Below are 24,728 nucleotides of genomic sequence, written 5' to 3'. Positions count from 1 at the left end.
TCATGTTATTGCCAAAACGCGTAAAATATCGCCGTCAACACCGTGGTAACATGCGTGGTAACGCTAAAGGCGGTACTGAAGTAACTTTCGGTGAATACGGCCTACAAGCACTTGAAGCTTCTTGGATCACAAACCGTCAAATCGAAGCTGCTCGTATTGCGATGACACGTTACATGAAACGTGGCGGTAAAGTTTGGATTAAAATTTTCCCACACAAGCCTTACACTGCTAAGCCATTAGAAGTGCGGATGGGTTCCGGTAAAGGTGCTCCAGAAGGCTGGGTAGCTGTTGTTAAACCTGGAAAGATTATGTTCGAAATTGCTGGCGTTTCTGAAGAAATCGCACGTGAAGCACTTCGACTTGCAATGCACAAACTTCCTGTTAAATGTAAGTTTGTAAAACGAGAAGAAATTGGTGGTGAATCAAGTGAAAGCTAATGAACTACGTGACCTTACCACTGCTGAAATTGAACAAAAAGTAAAATCTTTAAAAGAAGAGCTTTTCAACCTTCGCTTTCAATTGGCGACAGGACAACTTGAAAACACAGCTCGTATTCGTGAAGTACGCAAATCGATTGCTCGCATGAAGACGGTTGTTCGTGAAAGAGAAATCAGCGTTAACAAGTAATGATTGAGAGGAGGTTCACACTATGAGTGAACGTAACCAACGCAAAGTTTACACAGGACGCGTAGTTTCTGACAAAATGGATAAGACTGTTACTGTTCTTGTCGAAACATATAAAAAGCATCCATTATACGGTAAACGCGTTAAGTACTCTAAAAAGTTTAAGGCTCATGATGAGCAAAACCAAGCTAAGACTGGCGATGTAGTTCGTATTATGGAAACTCGCCCACTTTCAGCTACAAAACGCTTCCGTTTAGTAGAAGTAGTAGAAAAAGCTGTAATTATTTAATGGTTCGGATTATGTTCATTCCGAAGGGAGGTTACACACATGATTCAACAAGAATCACGTTTAAAAGTTGCTGACAACTCTGGTGCTCGTGAAGTACTTACGATTAAAGTTCTTGGAGGTTCTGGTCGCAAAACTGCTGGTATTGGTGATGTGATCGTATGTACAGTAAAACAAGCAACACCTGGTGGCGTTGTTAAAAAAGGTGATGTGGTTAAAGCTGTTATTGTACGTACAAAGAGCGGTGCTCGCCGTAATGATGGTTCTTACATTCGTTTTGATGAAAACGCATGTGTAATTATCAAAGACGACAAAAGCCCACGTGGTACTCGTATCTTCGGACCAGTTGCCCGTGAACTTCGCGATAACAACTTTATGAAAATTGTTTCTTTAGCTCCAGAAGTATTATAATTTCAAATTTAATTGCCTTTAAGGAGGTGCGCACAGATGCATGTAAAAAAAGGTGATAAAGTAAGAGTCATCTCTGGTAAGGATAAAGGCAAAACAGGTGTAATCCTAGCTGCTTATCCTAAAGAAAGCCGTGTACTAGTTGAAGGTGTTAACATTGTTAAAAAACACGCTAAGCCTTCTCAAGTGAATCCACAAGGCGGAATTATCAGTTTTGAGGCTCCTATTCATGTATCAAACGTAATGCCTATCGATCCTAAATCAGGTAACCCAACTCGTGTAGGTTACACTGCGGTTGATGGCAAAAAAGTACGCGTAGCAAAATCCGGTGAAGTTTTAGATAAATAGTTTAAATTTTAGAAGGGAGGTACAATAAGTGAACCGCCTAAAAGAAAAGTTTGTTAAAGAAGTTACTCCTGCTCTTATGAGCAAGTTCAACTATAAATCAGTTATGGAAGTTCCTAGACTTGAAAAAATCGTTGTGAATATGGGTGTTGGTGACGCAGTAGCGAATGCTAAGTCTCTTGATAATGCAGTTGAAGAACTTGCAACTATCACAGGTCAAAAACCATTAGTAACTCGTGCGAAAAAGTCTATCGCTGGCTTCCGTCTTCGTGAAGGTATGCCAATCGGTGCAAAAGTTACTCTTCGCGGTGAGCGCATGTACGAATTCTTGGATAAATTAATTTCCGTTTCTTTACCTCGTGTACGTGACTTCCGTGGAGTTTCTAAAAAAGCTTTCGATGGTCGCGGTAACTATACATTGGGAATTAAAGAACAATTAATCTTCCCTGAAATTGATTACGATAAAGTAACCAAAGTTCGTGGTATGGATATCGTTATCGTAACGACTGCTAACACTGATGAAGAATCTCGTGAACTTTTAACTCAATTTGGAATGCCATTCCAAAAGTAATCGTTAAATAATGGAGGCGAAAACGTGGCTAAAAAGTCAATGATTGCGAAACAAAAGCGCACGCCTAAATATGCAGTACAAGAGTATACACGCTGCGAACGTTGTGGCCGTCCACACTCTGTATACCGTAAATTTAAGCTTTGTCGTATTTGTTTCCGCGAATTAGCGTACAAAGGACAAATTCCTGGTGTTAAAAAAGCTAGCTGGTAAAACCCAAGTCTGGGAAGGAGGTAAAAATAATGGTCATGACAGATCCAATTGCTGATATGCTTACTCGCATTCGTAATGCGAATATGGTACGTCACGAAAAGTTAGAAGTGCCTGCTTCTAATCTAAAAAAAGAAATTGCTGAAATTTTAAAGCGCGAAGGTTTCGTACGTGACGTCGAATTTATCGAAGACAACAAACAAGGTATTATCCGTATCTTCTTAAAATACGGTGCAAATAACGAACGTGTTATTACTGGTCTTAAGCGCATAAGCAAGCCTGGACTTCGAGTTTACGCTAAATCAAATGAGGTACCACGCGTTCTTAACGGTCTTGGTATCGCTTTAGTATCAACATCACAAGGTGTTATTACAGATAAAGAAGCTCGTGCAAAACAAGTCGGCGGAGAAGTATTAGCTTACGTTTGGTAATCGAGTTTTTGAATGAATGGAGGTGCACTAAATGTCTCGCGTAGGAAAAAAACCAATTGAAATTCCAGCAGGTGTTACTGTTACTTTAAACGGTAGTACAGTAACTGTTAAAGGACCTAAAGGCGAATTAACTCGTACTTTTAATCCTGATATCACAATCAACGTTGAAGAGAACGTTGTAACGATCGCTCGTCCATCTGACGTGAAAGAACACCGCGCGTTGCACGGTACAACTCGTGCAGTGATTGCGAACATGGTTGAAGGTGTTTCCAACGGATTTACAAGAAACCTTGAGTTAATCGGGGTTGGATATCGTGCTCAAAAGCAAGGTAACAAGCTTGTATTGAACGTAGGTTATTCTCACCCAGTTGAAATTGAACCTGAAGCTGGCCTTGAAATCGAAGTACCTGCTAATACAAAAGTTATTATAAAGGGTACTGATAAAGAACGTGTTGGTGCATTAGCTGCCAATATCCGCGGAGTACGTCCTCCAGAGCCTTATAAAGGTAAAGGAATCCGTTACGAAGGCGAAAACGTTCGTCGTAAAGAAGGTAAAACAGGTAAGTAATGCCGCATAGGTAAACGAAAGGAGTGACGTAAATGATTACGAAGCAAGATAAAAACGCTACTCGCAAGAAAAGACATGCTCGTGTTCGTGCGAAACTTAGCGGTACTTCTGCTCGTCCACGTCTAAATGTGTTTCGTTCAAATAAGCATATTTATGCTCAATTAATCGATGACATGGCTGGAGTAACTTTAGCAAGTGCTTCTACTAAAGAAAAAGATTTCGGTCTTGAATCTACTAGTAACGTTGAAGCTGCACAAAAGATCGGTGAATTAGTCGCTAAACGTGCGGTAGAAAAAGGTATCACTTCAATTGTCTTTGACCGTGGCGGATACCTATACCATGGACGTATTAAAGCATTAGCTGATGCTGCCCGTGAAAACGGCTTACAATTCTAAAAGACAAAGGAGGGACACAAAAAGATGCGTCGTATTGATCCAAACAAACTTGAACTAGAAGAACGCGTAGTCACAGTTAACCGTGTTGCGAAAGTTGTTAAAGGTGGACGTCGTTTCCGCTTCACAGCCCTTGTTGTTGTAGGCGATAAAAACGGTCACGTTGGTTTCGGTACTGGTAAAGCTCAAGAAGTACCTGATGCTATTCGTAAAGCCATCGAAGATGCAAAGAAAAACTTAATCGAAGTACCAATGGTCGGAACAACCATTCCTCACCAAGTAATTGGACGCTTTGGTGCTGGCGAAATCCTTCTAAAGCCTGCTTCTGAAGGTACAGGAGTTATCGCTGGTGGTCCAGTTCGTGCCGTTCTTGAATTAGGTGGAGTTGCTGATATCCTTTCTAAATCATTAGGAACTAACACTCCAATCAACATGGTTCGTGCTACTATTGACGGATTAAAACAATTAAAACGTGCTGAAGACGTAGCCAAATTACGTGGTAAATCAGTAGAAGAACTGTTAGGATAAGGAGGGAAATCAAATGGCGAATAAACTTTTAATTACCCTCAACCGTAGTGTAATTGGTCGCCCTGAGGACCAACGCGCGACAGTTACTGCATTAGGTTTACGTAAATTAAATCAAACAGTTGAGCATCAAGATAACGCTGCGATTCGCGGTATGATTAATAAAGTTGCTCACCTTGTAACAGTTAAAGAACAATAATTGATTCTTTTCTTTCATAAGGAGGTGCCAATATGAAACTTCATGAATTAAAACCTGCCGAAGGTTCTCGTAAAGAGCGTAAACGTTTAGGACGTGGTATCGGTTCTGGTCAAGGTAAGACCGCTGGTAAAGGTCATAAAGGACAAAATGCTCGTTCAGGCGGTGGTGTACGTCTAGGTTTTGAAGGTGGTCAAACACCTTTATACCGTCGTTTACCAAAACGCGGATTTACAAATGTCAGCCGCAAAGAATATGCTGTTGTCAATCTTGATGCATTAAATCGCTTTGAAGAAGGTACAGAAGTTACTCCAGAACTTCTTATCGAAACAGGCGTTGTAAGTAACGAAAAAGCAGGAATCAAGATTCTTGCTAAAGGGAACGTAGAGAAAAAGTTGACTGTAAAAGCTCACAAATTCTCCTCTGCTGCTAAGGAAGCGATCGAAGCTGCTGGTGGAACTACTGAGGTGATCTAATGTTCCAGACAATCTCCAATTTTATGCGCGTGGGTGATATACGACGTAAGATCATATTCACCCTCTTAATGCTAGTCGTCTTTCGACTAGGTACATTCATTCCTGTACCGAATGTTAATGCTGATGTACTTGCTAGTCAGGATAAGCTTAGTGTTTTCGGTATTTTAAATACCTTTGGCGGTGGAGCATTGAAACAATTCTCCATCTTTGCAATGGGTATTATGCCGTATATCACAGCTTCCATTATCATTCAGTTGTTACAAATGGACGTTGTTCCTAAATTTACGGAATGGTCCAAGCAAGGTGAATCTGGACGTCGTAAGATTGCTCAATTCACTCGCTATTTCACTGTTGTGCTTGGATTTATCCAAGCATTAGGTATGTCATACGGTTTTAATAACTTAGCAAGTGGCCGTTTGATTGAAAACCCTGGAATTGGTACGTATCTACTGATTGCCGTTACACTTACTGCTGGTACAGCTTTCTTGATGTGGTTAGGTGAGCAGATCACTGAAAAGGGTGTTGGAAATGGTATTTCCATCATCATCTTTGCAGGGATCGTTGCGGGTATGCCTTCAACTATTAATCAAATTTATGTTCAGCAATTTGAAAACGCAGGAGATGCCTTATTTATACGTATTGTAACAGTTGTATTAATAGTACTCGCTATTATTGCAATTGTTGTTGGTGTTATTTTCATTCAACAAGCCAATCGTAAAATTCCGATTCAATATGCAAAACGTGTTGTTGCAGGAAAGAATCCTGTTGGAGGACAGTCCACACACATGCCGTTAAAAGTTAACGCTGCAGGTGTTATCCCTGTCATCTTCGCAGTTTCATTCATTGTAACACCAAGAACAGTTGCATCATTTTTTCCAACAAATGATGTCACGCTTTGGATTAACAGAAACCTAGATTATTCTCATCCAATTGGGATGACGCTATATGCAGTATTAATTATCGCGTTCACTTATTTCTATGCTTTTATTCAAGTTAACCCTGAACAAGCAGCGGAAAACTTACAGAAGCAAAGCGGCTACATCCCAGGAATTCGTCCTGGTAAGAGCACGCAGGAATACTTAACTCGCGTTTTATATCGATTAACTTTTGTTGGTGCAATCTTCCTAACCATCATTGCAGTACTTCCAACTATTTTTATTAAAATAGCGAACTTACCGCAATCGGCTCAAATTGGAGGAACTAGTCTTTTGATCGTTGTCGGCGTTGCGCTTGACACGTACAAACAGCTTGAAGCTCAACTGGTTAAACGTCATTATAAAGGATTTATAAAGTAATGGTTTTGGGGACTATTGTTCCCTAAAACCTATTTATAGCACGAGGGGGGAACACGTGTGAATTTAGTTTTAATGGGGCTACCTGGTGCAGGTAAAGGTACTCAAGCTGAACGAATCGTCGAAAAATACGGCATCCCTCATATCTCTACTGGAGATATGTTCCGTGCAGCGATGAAAGAAGGAACTGAACTAGGGTTACAAGCAAAATCTTTCATGGACAAAGGCGAACTTGTTCCTGATGAAGTAACAATCGGCATTGTACGTGAACGTTTAAGTAAAGATGACTGTCAAAAGGGATTCTTACTAGACGGCTTTCCTAGGACTGTACCTCAAGCAGAAGCGTTAGAGAATCTATTAGCTGATCTAGATAAAAAGATTGACTACGTGATTAATATCGACGTGGATAAAAGTATTTTAATGGATCGTTTGACTGGAAGACGGATATGCAAGGACTGTGGCTCTACTTATCATTTAGTCTTTAATCCTCCTGCAAAAGAGGGTGTCTGCGACCGCTGCGGCGGGGAGCTGTACCAAAGAGCAGATGATAATGCAGAAACGGTTCAAAATCGCTTAGACGTTAACATCAAGCAATCTGCACCATTATTAGCTTTTTATGAGGATAAGGGTTATTTACGCACAATTGATGGTCAACAAGATATTAATAAAGTACTTATTGATATCGAGGAATTACTTGGGGGCTTAGCTGAATGATCATTTGTAAAACCCCTAAGGAAATTGACATCATGCGGGAAGCTGGTCGAATAGTTGCTATGACTCATCAGGAGTTAAAGAAACATATCGCTCCAGGTATGACAACGCGTGAATTGGACAGAATTGCTGAAGAGTTTATCACCAGCAGGGATGCTTTTCCTTCGTTTAAAGGGTATAATGGTTTTCGCGGCAGTATCTGTGCAAGTGTGAACAACGAGCTTGTTCATGGAATTCCTGGTGACCGTGTCCTAAATGAGGGCGATATCATTAGTATCGACATCGGTGCTAAGTATAACGGCTACCATGGTGATTCAGCTTGGACCTATGCTGTAGGAAAGATTGATGAAAATTCCCAACGTCTACTCGACGTAACAGAGGAGTCACTTTATCAAGGCTTAAAGGAAGCTAAACCGGGCGAGCGACTCTCGAACATCTCCCATGCGATACAAAAGTATGTGGAAGCAAATGGCTTTTCTATTGTACGTGAGTATGTAGGGCACGGAGTAGGGCAAGACTTACATGAGGATCCAGATATTCCTCATTTTGGTCTACCAAACAAAGGTCCTGTATTAAAGCCTGGTATGGTCCTTGCAATTGAACCGATGGTGAATGCCGGAAGCCGGTATGTAAAAACATTGGCTGACGATTGGACGGTTGTTACAGTGGATGGGAAATGGTGTGCACATTTTGAGCACACGATTGCGATCACTGAAACAGGTTTTGAAATATTAACTAAAATTTAGTATTTTATTACTAGACCCATTCTAATCCGAAATATTTGTAATTTGTAATAGTTACTAGAGGACAGAATGCTACTCATTATGTTAAAATTGTAAGGTTGCAGGATTACGTATGAAGAATTGACCCAATGCGCCCTACTATGTATTGGCGAACGCTATTCTGAATAGAGAAGGGAGACGAGACCGATGGCCAAAGATGATGTAATCGAAATTGAAGGTAAAGTAATTGAAACTTTGCCAAATGCAATGTTTAAGGTAGAATTAGAAAATGGTCATACTGTGCTAGCTCATGTTTCTGGCAAAATTCGAATGCACTTCATTCGAATCCTTCCGGGTGACAAGGTGACTGTTGAGCTTTCTCCATATGACTTAACACGCGGAAGAATTACTTACCGCTTTAAATAATCAGCTTGCACTCCGTACCATTAAGGAGGTTAGGATAATGAAAGTAAGACCATCTGTTAAACCGATCTGCGAAAAGTGCAAAGTTATCCGTAGACGCGGAAAAGTTATGGTTATCTGTGAAAACCCTAAACATAAACAAAAACAAGGTTAATCTGAAGGAGGTGCGCTAAAATATGGCACGTATTGCTGGTGTAGATATTCCACGTGAAAAGCGTGTAGTTATCTCTTTAACTTACATTTATGGTATTGGTAAAAATACTGCACAAAAAGTATTAGCTGAAGCAGGTGTTTCTGAAAATACTCGTGTGCGTGATTTAACAGAAGACGAATTAAACAAAATCCGTGACATCATTGACAAATTAAAAGTTGAAGGTGATCTTCGCCGTGAAATTTCTCTTAACATTAAGCGTTTAATGGAAATCGGCTGCTACCGCGGATTACGTCATCGTCGTGGTTTACCGGTTCGTGGACAAAATACGAAAAACAACGCTCGTACACGCAAAGGTCCTCGTAAGACTGTTGCGAACAAGAAGAAGTAATCGGCAAAGGAGGTTATTTAAATGGCACGTAAAACTAATACACGTAAACGTCGTGTTAAAAAGAATATTGAATCTGGGATCGCTCATATCCGTTCAACATTTAACAATACGATTGTAACAATCACTGATGTTCATGGTAATGCAATTTCATGGTCAAGTGCTGGAGCGCTTGGATTTAAAGGTTCTCGTAAATCTACTCCATTCGCAGCGCAAATGGCAGCTGAAACTGCAGCAAAGACATCTATCGAACATGGTATGAAAACTTTAGAAGTTACAGTTAAAGGACCTGGTGCAGGCCGTGAAGCTGCTATCCGTGCACTTCAAGCTGCTGGTCTTGAAGTAACTGCAATTAAAGACGTTACACCTGTTCCTCATAATGGATGCCGTCCACCAAAACGCCGTCGTGTTTAATTTTTCTGTATAGAAGTTGTATCAAGCGTCTATAATGGATATGATACTAATTTTTTAGAGTTCATACAGAGAATTTATTCCAGTTGTTGTGCACAAAACGGGAACGTATACATGGGGGAATTTCAATTAGTGAAATTATCTAATTGAGGTTTCGACGTTTTGAAGGAGGGTTATTTGATGATCGAAATAGAAAAACCAAAAATCGAAACGGTTGAGATCAACGATGATGCCAAGTACGGGAAGTTCGTCGTAGAGCCACTTGAGCGTGGATATGGTACCACTTTGGGTAACTCCTTACGTCGTATCCTACTATCTTCACTCCCAGGTGCCGCTGTTACATCGATTCAGGTCGATGGGGTACTTCATGAGTTCTCAACAATTGAAGGCGTCGTAGAGGATGTAACATCCATCATTTTAAACATTAAGAAATTAGCTTTAAAAATCTACTCTGACGAAGAAAAAACACTTGAGATTGATGTTCAGGGTGAAGGACCTGTTAAAGCTAGCAATATCACTCATGATAGTGATGTTGAGATCTTAAATCCAGACCTTCATATTGCTACATTAGCTTCAAATGGTCATCTTCGCATGCGCTTAACTGCTAGACGTGGTCGTGGTTACACTCCGGCTGATCTGAACAAGAGAGAAGATCAACCAATTGGTGTGATTCCAATTGACTCAATCTTTACACCAGTTTCTCGTGTGTCCTATCAGGTAGAAAATACCCGCGTAGGTCAAATGACAAATTTTGATAAGCTAACGCTAGATGTTTGGACAGATGGAAGCACTGGGCCAAAAGAAGCGATTGCTCTTGGTTCGAAAATTTTGACCGAGCATTTGAACATTTTCGTTGGGTTAACCGATGAAGCTCAAAATGCTGAAATTATGATCGAAAAAGAAGAAGATCAAAAAGAAAAAGTTCTTGAAATGACTATTGAAGAACTAGACCTTTCTGTTCGTTCTTATAACTGCTTAAAGCGTGCTGGAATCAACACTGTTCAGGAATTAGCTAATAAGACTGAAGAAGATATGATGAAGGTTCGTAACTTAGGCCGCAAATCACTCGAAGAAGTGAAGGCGAAACTAGAAGAGCTTGGATTAGGCTTGCGTAAGGACGACTAGTTCAAACGCTGCTTACGATCCGTTTAATGACTTCAACAAAGGAGGGAACCCTTCATGGCATACAGAAAGTTAGGACGCACAAGTGCACAGCGTAAAGCTATGCTACGTGATTTAACTACAGATTTAATTATCAACGAGCGCATCGAAACAACAGAAACTCGCGCGAAAGAACTTCGTGTGACTGTTGAAAAAATGATCACTTTAGGTAAGCGCGGCGATTTACATGCTCGTCGTCAAGCTGCTTCTTACGTTCGTAATGAAGTTGCTAATGCTGAAAATGGTCAAGATGCTGTACAAAAACTTTTCGCTGATATCGCTCCACGTTATCAAGAGCGTCAAGGTGGATATACTCGTATTATGAAACTTGGACCTCGCCGCGGTGACGGTGCGCCAATGGTTATTATCGAGTTAGTTTAATACCTTTTAACAGACAACAAGGGCGCTGGACAGTTTACAAACAAACTTGTTCTTTGCCCTTTTTCTGTAAGAGAATATATTGTTCAATCCAAGCCAAACGAGTGTTATGATGAGCGTGACTCCTACGTGTAGGAGCATGAAGGGAGTAGTACTCCCTGGGATTGAAAACGATTCATATACACTTTTGTTTTCTTTTTCACGTCTCGTCTAGCTCATGCACCTCCTCTCATTTCTTTATAGAAATTCCTTATTGCAGCCGTAGATTTGCTGCCCGGGGACGAGGTGCGGGCTTTTTTTATATGTAAAAATATTGTCTTAGTAGAGCTTAGTTTAGTATGTTAGTCGAGAGGAGGAATTACAATGAACGAATCAATTGTTTCACTTAAGGAAGTTTCCTTTCAATACGAAGGACAAGAACGCTACGCACTTAATAATGTTACATTCGATATCTATGAAGGTGAATGGCTGGCGATTGTCGGTCATAATGGCTCTGGTAAGTCTACTATGGCAAAGCTCCTTAATGGGTTACAATTCCCACAAAAGGGCGATATCACGGTATGCGGCATAGGTTTGAATGAAGAAACGATATGGGATATCCGTAAAAAATTAGGGATGGTATTCCAAAACCCCGATAACCAGTTTGTCGGTACAACTGTACAGGATGATGTGGCTTTTGGTCTAGAAAATCATGGCATACCTAGAGATGAAATGGTCCAACGTGTGGAAGATTCATTGAAGAAAGTGAAAATGGATAAATTTCTATATCAAGAGCCCCACCATCTTTCAGGTGGACAGAAGCAGCGTGTAGCGATTGCTGGCGTACTTGCCTTAAGACCTTCTATTATTATTCTAGATGAGGCTACCTCCATGCTTGATCCAAGAGGTCGTGAGGAGGTTTTAGAGACGGTTAGAGTATTAAAAGAAGAAAAGTCTTTAACTGTTATCTCTATTACCCATGATCTAGAAGAGGCGGCAAAAGCAGATCGAATTATTGTCATGAATAAAGGTGAGGTTTTCCGTGAAGGCGTACCGGAAGAGATTTTTTCAATGGACGAGCAGTTGATTCAATTAGGATTGGATATTCCGTTCTCGGTTAAAATGAGCAAAGCTTTCCGTCAAAAAGGGATTGATCTATCCAAGCATTATTTATCGGAAGAAGAGTTGGTGACAGAGCTATGGACATCTCGCTTCAACATATAGAATACCGTTATCAAGCAAACACTCCTTTTGAACGTCTAGCGATTGAGGATGTATCTATTGATATTCCATCGGGAACATACTTGGCAATAATCGGTCATACTGGTTCTGGCAAGTCAACGGTTCTACAGCACTTAAATGCCCTTTTACAACCAACTAATGGAACGGTTAAGATTGGGGAACATGAAATTAGAGCACAACAAAAAAATAAGAATTTAAAACAAGTACGGCAAAAGGTAGGCATCGTTTTTCAATTTCCGGAACATCAGCTTTTTGAAGAAACAGTAGAAAAGGATATTATTTTTGGTCCACTTAATTTCGGTGTTTCTGAAACTGAAGCAAAAAAGCGGGCGCGCATTGCCTTAAAACAGGTAGGACTTGGGGAAGAGGTCTTAGAAAAATCTCCTTTTGATCTATCTGGTGGGCAAATGCGTCGAGTCGCAATTGCTGGTGTGTTGGCCATGGAACCAGATGTTATTGTCTTAGATGAACCTACCGCAGGACTTGATCCACGCGGCCGGAAAGAAATTATGGATATGTTTTATACACTTCACAAGGAAAGAAATCTATCCACTATTTTAGTTACACATAGTATGGAAGATGCGGCTAGATATGCAGACCAAATTGTCATCATGCAGCAAGGAAAAGTAGTAAATAAAGGAACACCAGAAGACATCTTTTCTGCGCCTGCCCAGTTGGTACAAATGGGATTGGATGTTCCAGAAGTGGTTCGTTTCCAGCTAAAGCTTGAAGAGAAGATGGGTGTAAAACTCGATAAAATGTATCTATCAATAGAAGAGTTGTCTGAAGCGGTTACTGAAGCGTTAAGAGGTGTTCGCTCATGATGGAGAAAATGATTTTTGGCCGTTATGTTCCTGCCGATTCACTTATCCACAAAATGGACCCTCGGTCTAAATTGTTGGTAATCTTTTTATTTGTATGTGTTATTTTTTTAGCAAATAATGCAGTTACTTATGCACTTATAGGGATTTATACCTTATTCATGCTTGGTTTGGCCCGTATTCCTGTTCGTTTCTTATATGGTGGGCTGAAACCGGTTCTATGGCTTGTGCTCTTCACCTTAGCCTTACAACTGTTCTTTACGAAACAAGGGGACCTTTTATATCATTGGGGACCGATTAAAATATACGAAGAAGGTGTCAGACAGGGGATCTTTATTTCTTTACGCTTCTTCTTCTTGATTTTAATGACTTCGTTGTTAACTTTAACAACCACTCCTATTGAAATTACAGATGGACTAGAAACTCTTTTAAATCCATTAAAAAAGGTACATTTTCCTGTCCATGAAATGGCTCTAATGATGTCTATTTCCTTACGTTTCATCCCAACATTAATGCAGGAAACAGACAAAATCATGAAGGCTCAAATGGCCCGTGGCGTTGAGTTTTCAAGTGGTCCTTTTATGGAGCGGATTAAGGCAGTTATCCCGCTTCTTATACCGTTGTTTGTCAGCTCCTTTAAACGGGCGGAAGAACTGGCCATAGCGATGGAAGCAAGAGGATACCGCGGTGGCGAAGGAAGAACAAAATACAGGCAGCTGGAATGGCAGTTGGGCGATTCCCTGCAATTAGTACTCTTAGGTGTTTTAACCATATTTTTAATCTTATTACGTTCATAATGGAGCGAAATCATGCAAAGATACAGATGCATTATATCTTATGATGGCTCGGGTTTCTCCGGGTATCAAGTACAACCAAATAAGAGGACTGTACAACGAGAGATAGAAGCTGTCTTAGCAAAAATGCATAAGGGCACCTCTGTGAAGGTTGCAGGCTCTGGACGAACAGATGCAGGCGTTCATGCCAAGGGACAGGTAATTCATTTTGATTCTCCCTTGCCTATTGCTGAGGATCGGTGGGAAATTGCACTAAATTCGATGCTGCCGGAGGATATTTCAATTCTTTCGGTTAAAAAAGTGAACGACAGCTTTCATTCCAGGTTTGATGCGATAGGGAAAGAGTATCGCTATGTGCTGCTCTTATCATCAAAAAGGGATCCTTTTCAGAGGGTCTTTGCCTATCGGTACCCGTATCGTCTCAATTTAGAAGCTATGAAGAAAGCAAGTAAATATTTCCTTGGCACCCATGACTTTACCAGCTTTTGTTCTGCAAGAACAGAAGTAGAAGATAAAATACGAACCGTTAAAACAATTGATTTTTTGCTGGAAGATGACCAGCTTACGATTCGCTTTGTCGGAAACGGATTTTTGTATAATATGGTTCGTATTTTGGTAGGCACTTTGCTAGAAGTCGGTTCAGGTGACCGAGACCCTGAGGACATCCCTGCCATTCTAGAAAAAAAAGATCGCCGCCTGGCTGGAAAAACGGCTCCGGCCCATGGTTTATATCTATGGGAAGTTTTTTATTAATAACATTTGAAATAAAACAACCCAACCAGGTGTAACATCCTCTTGACATATGGACCCAAAGTATTTATTATATTATATGTGTGTGTTTTTAATCCCACGATTAAGCCCCGGAAAGTCTTCATCGTGATTGAAAATATATGAATTAGAAAACTTAAGCGCACAAGGGCAATAATGTTGATTCCCGGAACAGAATAAACATTAACTGCTTTATAAAGGTGCGAAAAAATAATCTTTAATGGATTTAATTAGGAGGGAAACTCATGCGTACAACGTTTATGGCAAATGCCAACAATATCGAGCGTAAATGGTACGTGATTGATGCTGAGGGCAAAACTCTTGGACGTCTTGCTTCTGAAGTAGCATCAATTCTACGTGGTAAAAACAAACCAACTTTTACACCACATGTTGACACTGGTGATAATGTAATCATTCTTAATGCATCTAAAGTAGAACTAACAGGAAAGAAATTAACTGACAAGATCTACTACCGTCACAGCATGCATCCTGGTGGTTTAAAGCAAAGAACTGCTCTTGAAATGCGTACAAACTATGCTGAGAAAATGATCGAGCTTGCTGTTAAAGGTATGCTTCCAAAGAATTCTCTTGGCCGTCAAATGATCAAAAAATTACACGTATATGCTGGTAGCGAACATCCGCACCAAGCACAAAAACCTGAAGTTTACGAACTTCGCGGATAATTTAGAGGGAGGGAATTAACTTGGCACAAGTTCAATATATCGGTACTGGTCGCCGTAAGAGCTCAGTCGCACGTGTGCGTCTAGTTCCAGGCACAGGTAAAATTGTAGTTAACGGTCGTGAAATCGAAGATTATATCCCATTTGAAGCTTTACGTGTTGTTGTAAGACAACCATTAGTAGCTACTGAAACTGTAGGCAGCTATGATGTTCTTGTAAACGTAAGCGGCGGTGGATACACTGGTCAAGCTGGCGCAATCCGCCACGGTATTGCTCGCGCATTACTTCAAGCTGACCCTGAGTTCCGTCCAACATTAAAGCGCGCAGGTTTATTAACTCGTGATGCACGTATGAAAGAGCGTAAAAAATACGGTCTTAAAGGTGCTCGTCGTGCGCCTCAGTTCTCAAAGCGTTAATCTTTGCGAACATCAAAGACTCTCAACCAATTTGGTTGGGGGTCTTTTTATTTAGAAAATAGGCTTTTGACCACAGTTTGACCATATATCATAGACTGCCTCGTTTGGCTGCAGGAAGGAAATTATGATTCCTACTTATCCAGAATCGAATGGGGTTTTCGTATCGCTGGGCGATATACAGTGCAAATTCATCAAAAAACCTTTCTTTGTAATAGGGTTAAGTGGTTCTCTTTTTTATTTTGTATCGCTAGGTGATATGACCCTTGCAAATTCACTTGAAAACGTTCATATTTAATAAAAAAGGAGGTGCGATATGCGACGTGATATACAACCTAATGAACAAGCTTTTTCTTCCAAAGAAGTGGCAGAAGAATTAGGAATTGCAACACCAACTGTTCGAAAGTATGGCCAAATCTTAGAGCGGAATGGATATGAGTTTTTGAAAGATGGAGATCGGCGTATTTTTGTACAATCTGACATCAGAGCTCTTATAGCGTTACGCGATACGGACAAGCCCCTAGACGAAACAGCTAAAGACATCGTATATAAACAAAAAGAAAGTTTAGAAGGACCCAATGAAACTGAGATTGCTATACCCGATACATATGGTAATTTACCCCAGGACCTCAAACAATTAGAAGAGATCTTAATGTTTTTAGCTAAAGAACTCGCAGCCACACGTGAAATGAATATTCAACTGACAAACGATATGTCTCAGCTTAAAACACAGGTTTCCCGGCTCCAGCAAGATCATCATGTTATAAGTTCTAATATTGGAAATTCTGCACAAAAAACTCATGCTAAAATTGAAAAATTAACTGAACAACAAATGACCCATTACGAAACATTGCTGCAACAGGAGCAACAAATAAGCGATTTCTTACAAAAGGAAATACAAAATATGCGGGACGAACAGAAAAATGAATGGATTTCACAAAATGTTTTTAATAAACGTTTAGAAGAAGCGATACAACAGCCTAAAGAAAAATGGGCGTGGCTTTTCTCCATATTCGGAAAGTAAAGTGCCTGTTAAAGGCTTTTTTTTTGTTCGTATCGCCGGGCGATATAACTGGTGATTAATCCAAACAAATACACGTATCCACTATTTTTCAATTTTCAACAAATTCCCGGGAAATATCGACAAATTCTAAGTAGATATCGACAAATTTTGAAGCTTATATTAGCTATTTGGTTGGGAGTCTTTTTTATTATGTTAAAAAACCTTTTGACAAATAATGAACGCCGTTGTATATTGTTTACACACACACTTTAACGCTTAAAAGCGTTTTAGTAAAATAGTAAATAAAACGCCTACAGTTATAGTAGAAATGTCATGAGCAGCAAATAGAGACCAGATGGAGGGTGAAAATCTGGGCAGTGATCATTTTGAAGTACAGCTGTTTTATACAGGCAGACTTTTTTAAGAGGGCGAGGGGTACAAGATTTAACCTTGCCAATTAGGGTGGTAACGCGGAGTCCTTTCGTCCCTAGTCGGAGGGGCTTTTTTGCGTTTATTAATATCTTTATTAGGAGGAAATTTTTTTATGGAACAAGAACAAAAAGTATTAGCCATTAAACCAGCTGAAGCCTTGTTGATTATAGCGGCTTTAATGGGGCTGGTAGGGTATTTGATCATTGGCCTTCAGGTGGTCCCACACCTAGCGATTATATCTGGCATAGCTCTATTAATGGGGTATGGTGTAATAAAAAAAATAAGCTTTAAAGATTTGGAAGAAGCCATGGCCAATGGAGCTAAATCAGGCATCGCAGCTGTTATGATTTTCTTTTTTATTGGGATGCTGATAAGCAGTTGGATGGCTAGTGGTACTATTCCAACTTTTATTTATATTGCGGTTGACTTAGTATCGGGGAAATTTTACTATGCCATTGTTTTTGTCGTAACATCCCTTATAGGACTCAGTATAGGTAGCTCTTTAACCACTGCTGCAACAGTAGGAGTTGCTTTTGTTTCTGCAAGCACTGCACTAGGCATTTCGCCTGTAATCACGGCAGGGGCAGTAGTATCAGGTGCTTTCTTCGGTGATAAAATGTCGCCTCTATCCGATACAACAAACCTTGCATCCAGTGTGGCAGGAGTTGATTTATTTGAACATATAAAAAATATGGCATGGACCACCATCCCTGCTTTTATTCTTTCGTTTATCGTGTATCTGGTTCTATCCCCAGCGGAAACAGCAAATAGCATTCAACAAATTCCCGTTATTAAGAATACTTTACTAGATATGAGCCTAGTGCACTGGTATTCACTATTACCATTCTTAATCCTTGCCATTTTGGCTGCTAAAAAGGTCCCTGCCATTGCAACGCTTTCCGCAGGCATTTTATCTGCTCTTATTATCTCGTTGTGGATAAAGGGAGGATTAGGCGGTAAAGGATTTTTGGACCTGCTCTATTCTGGTTACAAATCTGAAAGTGGGATAAAGGAAGTTGATTCAATTCTGACACGGGGCGGAATGGAAAGCATGATGTTTAGCATATCAGTCATTCTGCTTGCACTGAGTATGGGAGGCCTGCTTTTCAGATTAGGAATTATACCAGCGGTTTTATCCATGATCAATTCCCTATTAAACCGTGTGTCCATATTAATCAGTGCAACGGCCGGAATGGCTATTGCAGTAAATTTTATACTTGGTGAGCAATACTTATCTATTCTTTTGCCTGGAAACGCATTTAAAGAGCATTTCAAAAAAGCAGGCTTGGAACCAAAGCATCTTTCACGGGTACTTGAAGATGCGGGGACAGTTGTTAATCCGCTCGTACCGTGGAGTGTATGCGGTGTGTTTTTAGCCTCAGTCCTTGGGGTTGCCGTTACAGAATATTTTCCATTTGCGTTGTTTTGTTTATTTTCACCGCTACTCACCGTTTTTTACGGTTTTACAGGGATTACGCTTCCGAAGCCTGCTAAAATCTACAAAATGAATCAGTCACAAAATATGAATTAACTAGTAGAGACTCCTAGCAATTGAATACGGCTGGGAGTCTCTTTTTTTAGCTTAATTTACTCAATGACACCTGATTCGACTATGCTCACTTCTGCATGAACATTGACTTTCAAATATTGATAGTCTGTATCCCACTTTTTAAAGTCGAAATTCCTTGTTCTACTTTTTATAAAATGGCCAAATCCTACGGGATCAATTTCTTTATCTTGAAAACCTTTTGTTAACTTAAGACAAACTGATTCAATGTCCTTTTCCACCTTTTTTTCAATCTTCTTTATATCTTTTGGTTTCACAATAGCTCCTGTGTATTCATTTAACATGGCTTTCACTTTAATGTGTAAATTTACGGTATAGGGATTCCTAGCTACGAGTTTCATCTTGAATTTCGACCGAATACTTTCGATGGATGCAATTTCTTTATCTATGTTTACCTTTAAGGTTCCCTCACTGTAGTTGTCTACAAGAAGCTTAAAATAAAACATATCTGCAGCTGGTATGGTCTCAACCACTTTACCATATCGAAAAAAGCTGATGCCGCTAATTTCTATTTGATCATCACTTAACGAACGAATTTGTGGCAGATAGGGGGATTTTCCCTTTTGGTGAAAATCAAATAAAAATCGTTGTAGATTTGTTTTCGGCAAATCTTTGGACTTCATATTATGGCGAATAAGATTGGAGAGATAGACAGCATTTCCTCTTTTTCCATATTTTCCTTCAATAACATCTTTAGCTTCCCCTTCGGTAACAGTTAGGTAAAGGCCAGCACCGATGCTTGGATCCCGTTGAAAGGAGTCGATGAGGGCTAAAATTCCTTTCTGCTTCGCAAGCTTTTCTCCAAAAAGAACCACTTTAAGCGATCCTGTTACGAGAGGGTCAGAAGATTGACGCTGAACATCTCTTAAAAAGTCTCTACTTAGACTAGAGGAAGCGGAAAAGGTTTTATTTTCAACTGATTTATCGGGTAAATAAACAGGAATGAGAGCCGTACCGCGGATATCATTATCAATATAATCATAGGCACTTCCCGTTTCTAGATTGACATCGTCTAAAATTTCTTTTCGTACGCATCCAGTAAGAATGGCCGAAACAATAACTAAGGTAAGGAATTTTCTCATTTTTTCTTCACCTTCTTAACAATTAACACAAGGAAAAATAACAACGGAATATAACCGTAATTAAGGAAAAAGGCAATTTTTCCAGTATAGTCGATAATAGTATTTATTTGTTCCCGTGACTTAAAAAAATTAATAAAAATTAAAGTAGCCATTGCTAAAAGTAGGACGCCATATTTTTGTTTTATGGTGGTTACTCTTTTAACAATCCGGCTACCACACCAAAGGGCGATGCAAAAATTAGGGAGAATGATGATATTCCAATTAGCGATCCCAATGTATTCGAATCTTTCAACAAAGGGCATTTCAACCACTTTCCACATCGTGAGGGTGGCCCAAATATTTTTTTGCAACTGTCCCTCTGAAAAATAGATGAAAGTTACAATTGTAAGCAAAGTATAGAGTACAGTTGTGTAAAGGGCCCCTAAATGTGCCCACTTTTTCGATTTTTGAGGGTCTTTAATATAGGGATAAATAAATAACAATACTTCGTACCCAAGGTAGGTTAGCGACATTTGATAAGATGCCATAGCCAAATCCTTAAGTGAGTGATCAAATATAGGAAGCAAATTTTGTACATCTGCATAAGGAATCGTAAAGAAAAAAGTTAAGATTAAGTAGGCAGGGAGGACGACTCCAAAAAAAGCCACTCCGGTAACCGTTCTAAAGCCTCCAAAGATAATATAAATGGCTAATCCACAAAAAGCGAAGGAATACCAAAAGGTGCTCATATCCTGGAACATCCACACTTGGACGACTTCAATAAATGTTCTGAGAGTGGTCAAGGCAATCATCAAAAAATAAAGGACAAATGGAAGTGAAAGGAGTTTACCAATTTTCTTCCCAAAAACAAACGAATGGGCAGTAATGATATCACCATCGACTGTCTCAAGTATTTTATACATCATCCATATAATGATATGAATGCTTAAACCTGCAAAAATCACCGATATCCATGCATCATATCCTGCTGTTAAAGCGATAATGCGTTGAAAGCCAAGAACGCCTATGCCCAGCTGCATCGTATGGACGAGAAAGAAAACTAAAAAAGGCGATACTTTTGCTTTTTCCGGCACTAATTGTTCCATAACACTTCCTCCGCGTTCTATTCGTCAATATCTCCTTTTTTCACTTTTTTACTAGGAGTAAAACGAACGGGATTTTGAGTTCTTAAAGTCTGTGGTCTTAAGGATTGCTTTGAGAATGGAAGCCTAATAATAGAATCTTTTAGGTCCGTCATTCTTGGTGGATAGATCGGTTCTAAAAATGGTCTATTAAGGGATGTTAGCCTAATTAAATGTGCCATTAACAGACAAAAACAAAAAACGATTCCAAGCAATCCCCAAAGTTCTGCAAAAAATAAAAATGGAAAGCGCAGTAAACGAATAGCGTTGCCCATTTTATAAACGGGGGTCGTAAATGATGCAAGTGCCGCTAGAGCAACGATAATTAATAGAACATTACTTGTTAAGCCTGCTTCAACGGAAGCGGTCCCGATAACGATACCACCCACGATACCGATTGTCTGACCGACCTTTGTAGGAAGTCGGGCTCCTGCCTCACGTAGAAGCTCAATCGTTAGCTCTAAAAACAGGGCTTCCAAAATAGGAGGAAGCGGTATTTCGCGGCGAGACGTAACTAACGTATTCATTAAATCCTTTGGAATCAGTTCATAATGATAAGATAAAGTTGCTACATATACTGGTGTAATCAAAATAGAAAAGGCAACGGCGAAAAGCCGAATTAATCGAAAGAATGAGGATATCATCCAATTTAAAAAGTAATCTTCAAAAGAACCGAAAAATTCAACGAGCGTTGTTGGGGTAATCAGCACATGCGGAGACCCATCAACAAATATGGCAATTTTTCCCTCTGCCAAGATGGCGGTCACCCGGTCTGGCCGCTCGGTATCGAGAAGCTGCGGAAAGGGGGAATTTTTATTATCTGAGATTAATTGAACAATATAAGAACTATCGGTTATAGCATCAAAATCAACATCCTTTAATCGCTTCATCACTTCTTGGATATTATCCGGGTCAGCGATCCCATCTAAATACATAACCGAAATTTTTGTTTTCGATAGAGTGCCTAATGTTAACTCTTCGCTTATTAATTCCTTTACAGGCAGTCGTTTACGAATCAAGTTAACATTTTGTTCGAGAGATTCAACAAAGGCTTCCTTAGGACCAATGACACTAAACTCAACCTCAGGCTGTGTAATGCTGCGGACAATTTCTTTTTGCGCAGCCAAGAAGGCAAAATGACCGGGGTCTGAATCAAGCGTTAAAAGTACATATCCATTAAACAATTTCTGTTCAATAAGGCTTTCATCATTACTTACCTGAACATCCGCAAGGGGGATAAGTTTCTTTACTTCCTCAATCTTTTCAAATGGTTTTTCTAGTAAATAGGGAAGGACATTTTCCTGCAAAATGCTCTCGTCAGTGAGTGTGGATATAAAGGAAAAACAAAACCGGCAATTGGTTACTTGGTTTATATAATGAACTTTTGTATAATCATTCGATCGTTGGAGGTAATTTTCTAATGTTTCTCGTTCATTATGTTGTATCTTTTTTTTAGTAAACCAGTTCATGAGGACATTTCACCGCCGTATTTATACATTTAGATTAGTATTTCCTTTAGTGGAAGGATTATGTAATCGTACATTTGTACTTATTGAATTTTGTCTTGTTCACTTACTTAAAAAATTGGTAATAGTGTCTTTGCATTTCTTATGAACAAGGGATAAAGAATAGTTTTAAGAGGTGAAATTGAAGTGACTGTTATAACTACTTTTAAAGAAAAAAGACGTGAAAAACAGATTAAATATGAGCGTTCCGTACTTCGGGACTTATCCATCAATACGTTAAAAGAAAGAGTAAAACAATACTTTGGTTCGACAAAAATTGCCTCCAGTTTTGTTATGAATACAGGCATTGAAGAAGCTTGCTATGATGTAGCTTTAGAGGCCTTCTTATTAGGGTCAAAGTTCAGCAAATTTGGTTATTACGGAGAGGATTTAGAAGCGGTACGTCTGCGGTGTTATAAAGAAGAAAAACACCTAATTGATACGTTATACAACTTTTTACTATACTGGGGAAATGGCGAAGAAGGTGCAATGAGTGAATCACTTTATTATCTGTGTGAACAGTATATACATGTTTGGTGGAGAGAAGGGTTTGAAAAGGGTCAAAGGCGTCACAAACTCCGCCTGCATTAGAATGGTAGGAAGCAGAGTTGCCAAGCGGCAAAGGGAGCACCTCTGCTTTTCTTTCTTCAGTTCTAAATCTCCCTCTTGTCCCATATAGTTTATTGAACAGGGACGAGCGGGAAGGATGATTTGGGTGTCGAAGCGAAGAATAAAAATCATAAGTTTTATTGCAGGTTTGCTTGTTTTGTTTCTTATTTTACAACATGACTTTATAGAGGACGATTCTTGGAATACGTGGAATCTTCCGTTGTCAGGTAAAATCATTTTGTTAGATGCAGGCCATGGAGGCCCAGATGGTGGAGCAGGAACAGGGAAAACCCTTGAAAAAGACATAGCATTAGAAATCACCTTAAAAGTAAGAGATTATCTCCAACAACAAGGAGCCCTCGTTATTATGACACGAGAAACGGATACTGATTTAGCCGATTCTGATACAAAAGGGTATAGTAGAAGAAAAGTGGAAGACTTGAAAAAAAGATTAAAGATGATTAATAACACCGATAATGATCTCTTTGTAAGTATCCATTTAAATGCCATACCTTCCTCCAGATGGAGTGGAGCTCAAACCTTCTATGCACCGCATCATCAAGAGAATGCAAGGGCAGCTAAATTTATTCAGGAAGAGATGCGCAAGAATTTAGAGAATACAAATCGGAAAGCAAAACCCTTAAACCAAGTATATATTTTAAAAAATGCAAAAAAACCTGGAGCACTAGTGGAGGTCGGCTTTCTTTCAAATCCTGGTGAAAAAGCAATGTTAAAAAAGGATTCCTATCAGGAAAAAGTAGCCATTTCTATCTATAAAGGAATTATGCGTTATTTTACTAATGAAAAAGAAATTAAAGAAATAGATGAAGGATGATGGGGTATTCTTCCATCCCTTTTTTGTTTATATACTTTTCTGTGTTTTAATAGGTAGTATGTGTGATTCATTTAACTGTATCCTGACATGATTATGGTATACTGAGAGATGGAAACGAATTCATAAGGTGAGGTGCTTTTCATGTTAACAGAGGTAAAGATTCAAGAGGTTCTTGGCAGCCTTAAAGAGCCATTTTTACATAAAACATTAGCTGAATTACATGCGATTGAAGAAATTAAAATAAAAGAAGAGAAAAATCACGTTAGCGTGAAAATAGCCATTGCAAGAACAGGGACGTCTGAACAGTTACAGTTGCAAACTCAAATTGTAAATCTTTTAAAAGAAGCAGGTGCAGCGACGGTTGGAATACGTTTCAATCAACTACCTGAAGAAGTATTAGCGCAGCATCGCAATAAAGAACCAGAAAAAGAAAAAAATCTGCTTCATTCAAACAATACGACTTTTATTGCTATTGCCAGTGGTAAGGGTGGAGTAGGTAAATCGACTGTATCAGTAAACCTAGCTGTAGCTTTAGCTCGTCTAGGTAAAAAAGTAGGTCTTATTGATGCTGATATTTATGGGTTCAGTGTACCTGATATGATGGGAATTACAAAAAGACCGGTTGTAAGGGGAGAAAAAATTATCCCTGTAGAACGCCTTGGTGTTCAAGTCATTTCAATGGGATTCTTTGTGGAAGATAATGCCCCAATTATCTGGCGTGGTCCTATGTTAGGAAAAATGCTGAATAGCTTCTTTAATGAAGTGGAATGGGGAGAAATTGATTATTTACTGCTAGATTTACCACCAGGTACAGGAGATGTTGCATTAGATGTACACACAATGCTGCCTGCTTGTAAAGAAATTATCGTCACGACTCCACATCCAACAGCGGCCTTTGTAGCTGCACGTGCTGGAGCGATGGCGATCCGAACTGAACACGAGGTGCTGGGTGTAATTGAAAATATGGCTTACTTCGAAAGTAAGCTAACAGGTGAAAAAGAATATGTGTTTGGGCAAGGCGGCGGTGACAAATTAGCCGAGGAGTTAAATACGGAAGTTCTTGGACGATTACCTCTGAATCAGCCGGACTGGAATGATGCGGATTTTGCTCCATCCGTCTACCAAGAAGATCACCAAATCGGTAAGATTTATTTGGAAATTGCTGAAAAAGTAACGAGCTTGCTCAAAAAATAATAAAAAAAGCCTCTTCG

The 24,728-nt window shown here is 39.5% G+C and carries 36 protein-coding genes; 33 read left to right on the top strand and 3 right to left on the bottom strand.

All coding sequences use genetic code 11. The features are described 5' to 3' along the window. Positions 1–2 precede the first annotated feature (2 nt). The 30 genes from rplP to nhaC all read left to right on the top strand — a co-directional run bounded on the left by rplP (position 3) and on the right by nhaC (position 18,329). A complete protein-coding gene (gene rplP, locus QFZ87_RS01650; RefSeq protein WP_307282803.1) occupies positions 3–437 on the top strand; it encodes a 50S ribosomal protein L16 in 435 nt (144 codons plus the stop codon). Further along, the gene (rpmC, locus tag QFZ87_RS01645) at positions 427–627 is read left to right on the top strand and encodes a 50S ribosomal protein L29 (RefSeq protein ID WP_040203247.1); all 201 of its coding nucleotides are present in this window, start codon (positions 427–429) and stop codon (positions 625–627) included. The genes rplP and rpmC overlap by 11 nt, the downstream gene beginning before the upstream one ends. 22 nt (positions 628–649) lie before the next feature. Continuing rightward, positions 650–913: a 30S ribosomal protein S17 gene (gene rpsQ, locus QFZ87_RS01640; protein WP_309856954.1), complete on the top strand. Its 264-nt coding sequence runs from the start codon at positions 650–652 to the stop codon at positions 911–913. A gap of 39 nt (positions 914–952) precedes the next feature. Next, the gene (gene rplN / locus QFZ87_RS01635; RefSeq protein WP_308081561.1) at positions 953–1,321 is read left to right on the top strand and encodes a 50S ribosomal protein L14; all 369 of its coding nucleotides are present in this window, start codon (positions 953–955) and stop codon (positions 1,319–1,321) included. Positions 1,322–1,357: 36 nt separating this feature from the next. Further along, positions 1,358–1,666 (top strand): 50S ribosomal protein L24, encoded by a 309-nt coding sequence (gene rplX / locus QFZ87_RS01630; protein ID WP_308081560.1) that lies wholly within the window; start codon positions 1,358–1,360, stop codon positions 1,664–1,666. A gap of 28 nt (positions 1,667–1,694) precedes the next feature. Beyond that, a complete protein-coding gene (gene rplE / locus QFZ87_RS01625) occupies positions 1,695–2,234 on the top strand; it encodes a 50S ribosomal protein L5 (protein WP_309856952.1) in 540 nt (179 codons plus the stop codon). A 24-nt stretch (positions 2,235–2,258) separates the two neighbouring features. After that, positions 2,259–2,444 carry a type Z 30S ribosomal protein S14 gene (locus tag QFZ87_RS01620; RefSeq protein WP_034676107.1) on the top strand — a complete coding sequence of 62 codons (186 nt, stop codon included), beginning with the start codon at positions 2,259–2,261 and terminating at the stop codon, positions 2,442–2,444. A gap of 29 nt (positions 2,445–2,473) precedes the next feature. After that, positions 2,474–2,872: a 30S ribosomal protein S8 gene (gene rpsH, locus QFZ87_RS01615; RefSeq protein WP_283921071.1), complete on the top strand. Its 399-nt coding sequence runs from the start codon at positions 2,474–2,476 to the stop codon at positions 2,870–2,872. Positions 2,873–2,903: 31 nt separating this feature from the next. After that, positions 2,904–3,440, top strand: a complete 537-nt coding sequence (gene rplF / locus QFZ87_RS01610) for a 50S ribosomal protein L6 (protein WP_309856945.1) — start codon at positions 2,904–2,906, stop codon at positions 3,438–3,440. Positions 3,441–3,472: 32 nt separating this feature from the next. Next, complete coding sequence (gene rplR / locus QFZ87_RS01605; RefSeq protein WP_308081557.1) at positions 3,473–3,835, top strand: 50S ribosomal protein L18; 363 nt, start codon at positions 3,473–3,475, stop codon at positions 3,833–3,835. 24 nt (positions 3,836–3,859) lie between these two features. Then, positions 3,860–4,360, top strand: coding sequence for a 30S ribosomal protein S5 (gene rpsE / locus QFZ87_RS01600; protein ID WP_309856938.1), 501 nt, complete (start codon positions 3,860–3,862; stop codon positions 4,358–4,360). Between the two features lie 13 nt (positions 4,361–4,373). Further along, entirely contained in the window at positions 4,374–4,556 is a 183-nt protein-coding gene (rpmD, locus tag QFZ87_RS01595; protein ID WP_307413407.1) for a 50S ribosomal protein L30, read from the top strand. 32 nt (positions 4,557–4,588) lie between these two features. Further along, positions 4,589–5,029: a 50S ribosomal protein L15 gene (gene rplO / locus QFZ87_RS01590; protein WP_309856931.1), complete on the top strand. Its 441-nt coding sequence runs from the start codon at positions 4,589–4,591 to the stop codon at positions 5,027–5,029. After that, entirely contained in the window at positions 5,029–6,324 is a 1,296-nt protein-coding gene (gene secY / locus QFZ87_RS01585; RefSeq protein WP_309856929.1) for a preprotein translocase subunit SecY, read from the top strand. The genes rplO and secY overlap by 1 nt, the downstream gene beginning before the upstream one ends. Before the next feature lie 57 nt (positions 6,325–6,381). Continuing rightward, on the top strand, positions 6,382–7,035 hold the full coding sequence (locus QFZ87_RS01580) for an adenylate kinase (RefSeq protein WP_309856926.1): 654 nt from the start codon (positions 6,382–6,384) through the stop codon (positions 7,033–7,035). Then, positions 7,032–7,778, top strand: a complete 747-nt coding sequence (gene map, locus QFZ87_RS01575) for a type I methionyl aminopeptidase (RefSeq protein ID WP_309856923.1) — start codon at positions 7,032–7,034, stop codon at positions 7,776–7,778. The genes QFZ87_RS01580 and map overlap by 4 nt, the downstream gene beginning before the upstream one ends. A gap of 183 nt (positions 7,779–7,961) precedes the next feature. Beyond that, on the top strand, positions 7,962–8,180 hold the full coding sequence (gene infA, locus QFZ87_RS01570; RefSeq protein ID WP_007085268.1) for a translation initiation factor IF-1: 219 nt from the start codon (positions 7,962–7,964) through the stop codon (positions 8,178–8,180). A gap of 37 nt (positions 8,181–8,217) precedes the next feature. Continuing rightward, complete coding sequence (gene rpmJ, locus QFZ87_RS01565; protein ID WP_000868344.1) at positions 8,218–8,331, top strand: 50S ribosomal protein L36; 114 nt, start codon at positions 8,218–8,220, stop codon at positions 8,329–8,331. Positions 8,332–8,353: 22 nt separating this feature from the next. Continuing rightward, on the top strand, positions 8,354–8,719 hold the full coding sequence (gene rpsM, locus QFZ87_RS01560; RefSeq protein ID WP_166243776.1) for a 30S ribosomal protein S13: 366 nt from the start codon (positions 8,354–8,356) through the stop codon (positions 8,717–8,719). 21 nt (positions 8,720–8,740) lie between these two features. Further along, a complete protein-coding gene (gene rpsK, locus QFZ87_RS01555) occupies positions 8,741–9,130 on the top strand; it encodes a 30S ribosomal protein S11 (RefSeq protein ID WP_026574109.1) in 390 nt (129 codons plus the stop codon). 177 nt (positions 9,131–9,307) lie between these two features. Next, positions 9,308–10,252 carry a DNA-directed RNA polymerase subunit alpha gene (locus QFZ87_RS01550; RefSeq protein ID WP_309856917.1) on the top strand — a complete coding sequence of 315 codons (945 nt, stop codon included), beginning with the start codon at positions 9,308–9,310 and terminating at the stop codon, positions 10,250–10,252. 54 nt (positions 10,253–10,306) lie between these two features. Continuing rightward, complete coding sequence (gene rplQ / locus QFZ87_RS01545) at positions 10,307–10,669, top strand: 50S ribosomal protein L17 (protein WP_307282758.1); 363 nt, start codon at positions 10,307–10,309, stop codon at positions 10,667–10,669. 360 nt (positions 10,670–11,029) lie between these two features. After that, on the top strand, positions 11,030–11,869 hold the full coding sequence (locus tag QFZ87_RS01540; RefSeq protein WP_309856909.1) for an energy-coupling factor ABC transporter ATP-binding protein: 840 nt from the start codon (positions 11,030–11,032) through the stop codon (positions 11,867–11,869). Continuing rightward, positions 11,845–12,711: an energy-coupling factor ABC transporter ATP-binding protein gene (locus tag QFZ87_RS01535; protein ID WP_309856907.1), complete on the top strand. Its 867-nt coding sequence runs from the start codon at positions 11,845–11,847 to the stop codon at positions 12,709–12,711. Before QFZ87_RS01540 ends, QFZ87_RS01535 begins: the two co-directional genes overlap by 25 nt. Then, on the top strand, positions 12,708–13,505 hold the full coding sequence (locus QFZ87_RS01530) for an energy-coupling factor transporter transmembrane component T family protein (protein WP_309856904.1): 798 nt from the start codon (positions 12,708–12,710) through the stop codon (positions 13,503–13,505). Before QFZ87_RS01535 ends, QFZ87_RS01530 begins: the two co-directional genes overlap by 4 nt. A 12-nt stretch (positions 13,506–13,517) precedes the next feature. After that, complete coding sequence (truA, locus tag QFZ87_RS01525) at positions 13,518–14,255, top strand: tRNA pseudouridine(38-40) synthase TruA (protein ID WP_309856902.1); 738 nt, start codon at positions 13,518–13,520, stop codon at positions 14,253–14,255. A 260-nt stretch (positions 14,256–14,515) separates the two neighbouring features. Further along, positions 14,516–14,953 carry a 50S ribosomal protein L13 gene (gene rplM / locus QFZ87_RS01520; protein WP_309856899.1) on the top strand — a complete coding sequence of 146 codons (438 nt, stop codon included), beginning with the start codon at positions 14,516–14,518 and terminating at the stop codon, positions 14,951–14,953. 20 nt (positions 14,954–14,973) lie between these two features. Beyond that, positions 14,974–15,366, top strand: a complete 393-nt coding sequence (gene rpsI, locus QFZ87_RS01515) for a 30S ribosomal protein S9 (RefSeq protein WP_098533175.1) — start codon at positions 14,974–14,976, stop codon at positions 15,364–15,366. 313 nt (positions 15,367–15,679) lie between these two features. Further along, a complete protein-coding gene (locus QFZ87_RS01510) occupies positions 15,680–16,387 on the top strand; it encodes a hypothetical protein (protein WP_309856893.1) in 708 nt (235 codons plus the stop codon). 523 nt (positions 16,388–16,910) lie between these two features. After that, positions 16,911–18,329 carry a Na+/H+ antiporter NhaC gene (gene nhaC / locus QFZ87_RS01505; protein WP_309856890.1) on the top strand — a complete coding sequence of 473 codons (1,419 nt, stop codon included), beginning with the start codon at positions 16,911–16,913 and terminating at the stop codon, positions 18,327–18,329. 56 nt (positions 18,330–18,385) lie between these two features. Here nhaC and QFZ87_RS01500 read toward each other — a convergent pair whose 3' ends face one another. From QFZ87_RS01500 to QFZ87_RS01490, 3 genes are read right to left on the bottom strand one after another with little or no spacing between them, the layout of a single operon-like run. Next, positions 18,386–19,447: a Ger(x)C family spore germination protein gene (locus QFZ87_RS01500; protein WP_309856887.1), complete on the bottom strand. Its 1,062-nt coding sequence runs from the start codon at positions 19,445–19,447 to the stop codon at positions 18,386–18,388. Further along, positions 19,444–20,532 (bottom strand): GerAB/ArcD/ProY family transporter, encoded by a 1,089-nt coding sequence (locus tag QFZ87_RS01495; RefSeq protein ID WP_309856884.1) that lies wholly within the window; start codon positions 20,530–20,532, stop codon positions 19,444–19,446. Before QFZ87_RS01495 ends, QFZ87_RS01500 begins: the two co-directional genes overlap by 4 nt. 17 nt (positions 20,533–20,549) lie before the next feature. Beyond that, on the bottom strand, positions 20,550–22,037 hold the full coding sequence (locus QFZ87_RS01490) for a spore germination protein (protein ID WP_309856882.1): 1,488 nt from the start codon (positions 22,035–22,037) through the stop codon (positions 20,550–20,552). A gap of 183 nt (positions 22,038–22,220) precedes the next feature. Here QFZ87_RS01490 and QFZ87_RS01485 point away from each other — a divergent pair, with 183 nt between their 5' ends. From QFZ87_RS01485 to QFZ87_RS01475, 3 genes are all read left to right on the top strand, one after another. Next, positions 22,221–22,664, top strand: coding sequence for a YbaK family protein (locus QFZ87_RS01485; RefSeq protein WP_309856879.1), 444 nt, complete (start codon positions 22,221–22,223; stop codon positions 22,662–22,664). 124 nt (positions 22,665–22,788) lie between these two features. Then, positions 22,789–23,517 carry an N-acetylmuramoyl-L-alanine amidase CwlD gene (gene cwlD / locus QFZ87_RS01480; RefSeq protein ID WP_309856874.1) on the top strand — a complete coding sequence of 243 codons (729 nt, stop codon included), beginning with the start codon at positions 22,789–22,791 and terminating at the stop codon, positions 23,515–23,517. A 141-nt stretch (positions 23,518–23,658) separates the two neighbouring features. Beyond that, positions 23,659–24,711 (top strand): Mrp/NBP35 family ATP-binding protein, encoded by a 1,053-nt coding sequence (locus tag QFZ87_RS01475; RefSeq protein WP_309856872.1) that lies wholly within the window; start codon positions 23,659–23,661, stop codon positions 24,709–24,711. The last annotated feature ends 17 nt before the right edge of the window (positions 24,712–24,728 follow it).

It is taken from the genome of Bacillus sp. SLBN-46 (genome assembly GCF_031453555.1).
Taxonomy (GTDB): domain Bacteria; phylum Bacillota; class Bacilli; order Bacillales; family Cytobacillaceae; genus Neobacillus.
Note: the sequence above shows the minus strand (reverse complement) of the source record. Positions and strands in the feature narration are given on the sequence as shown.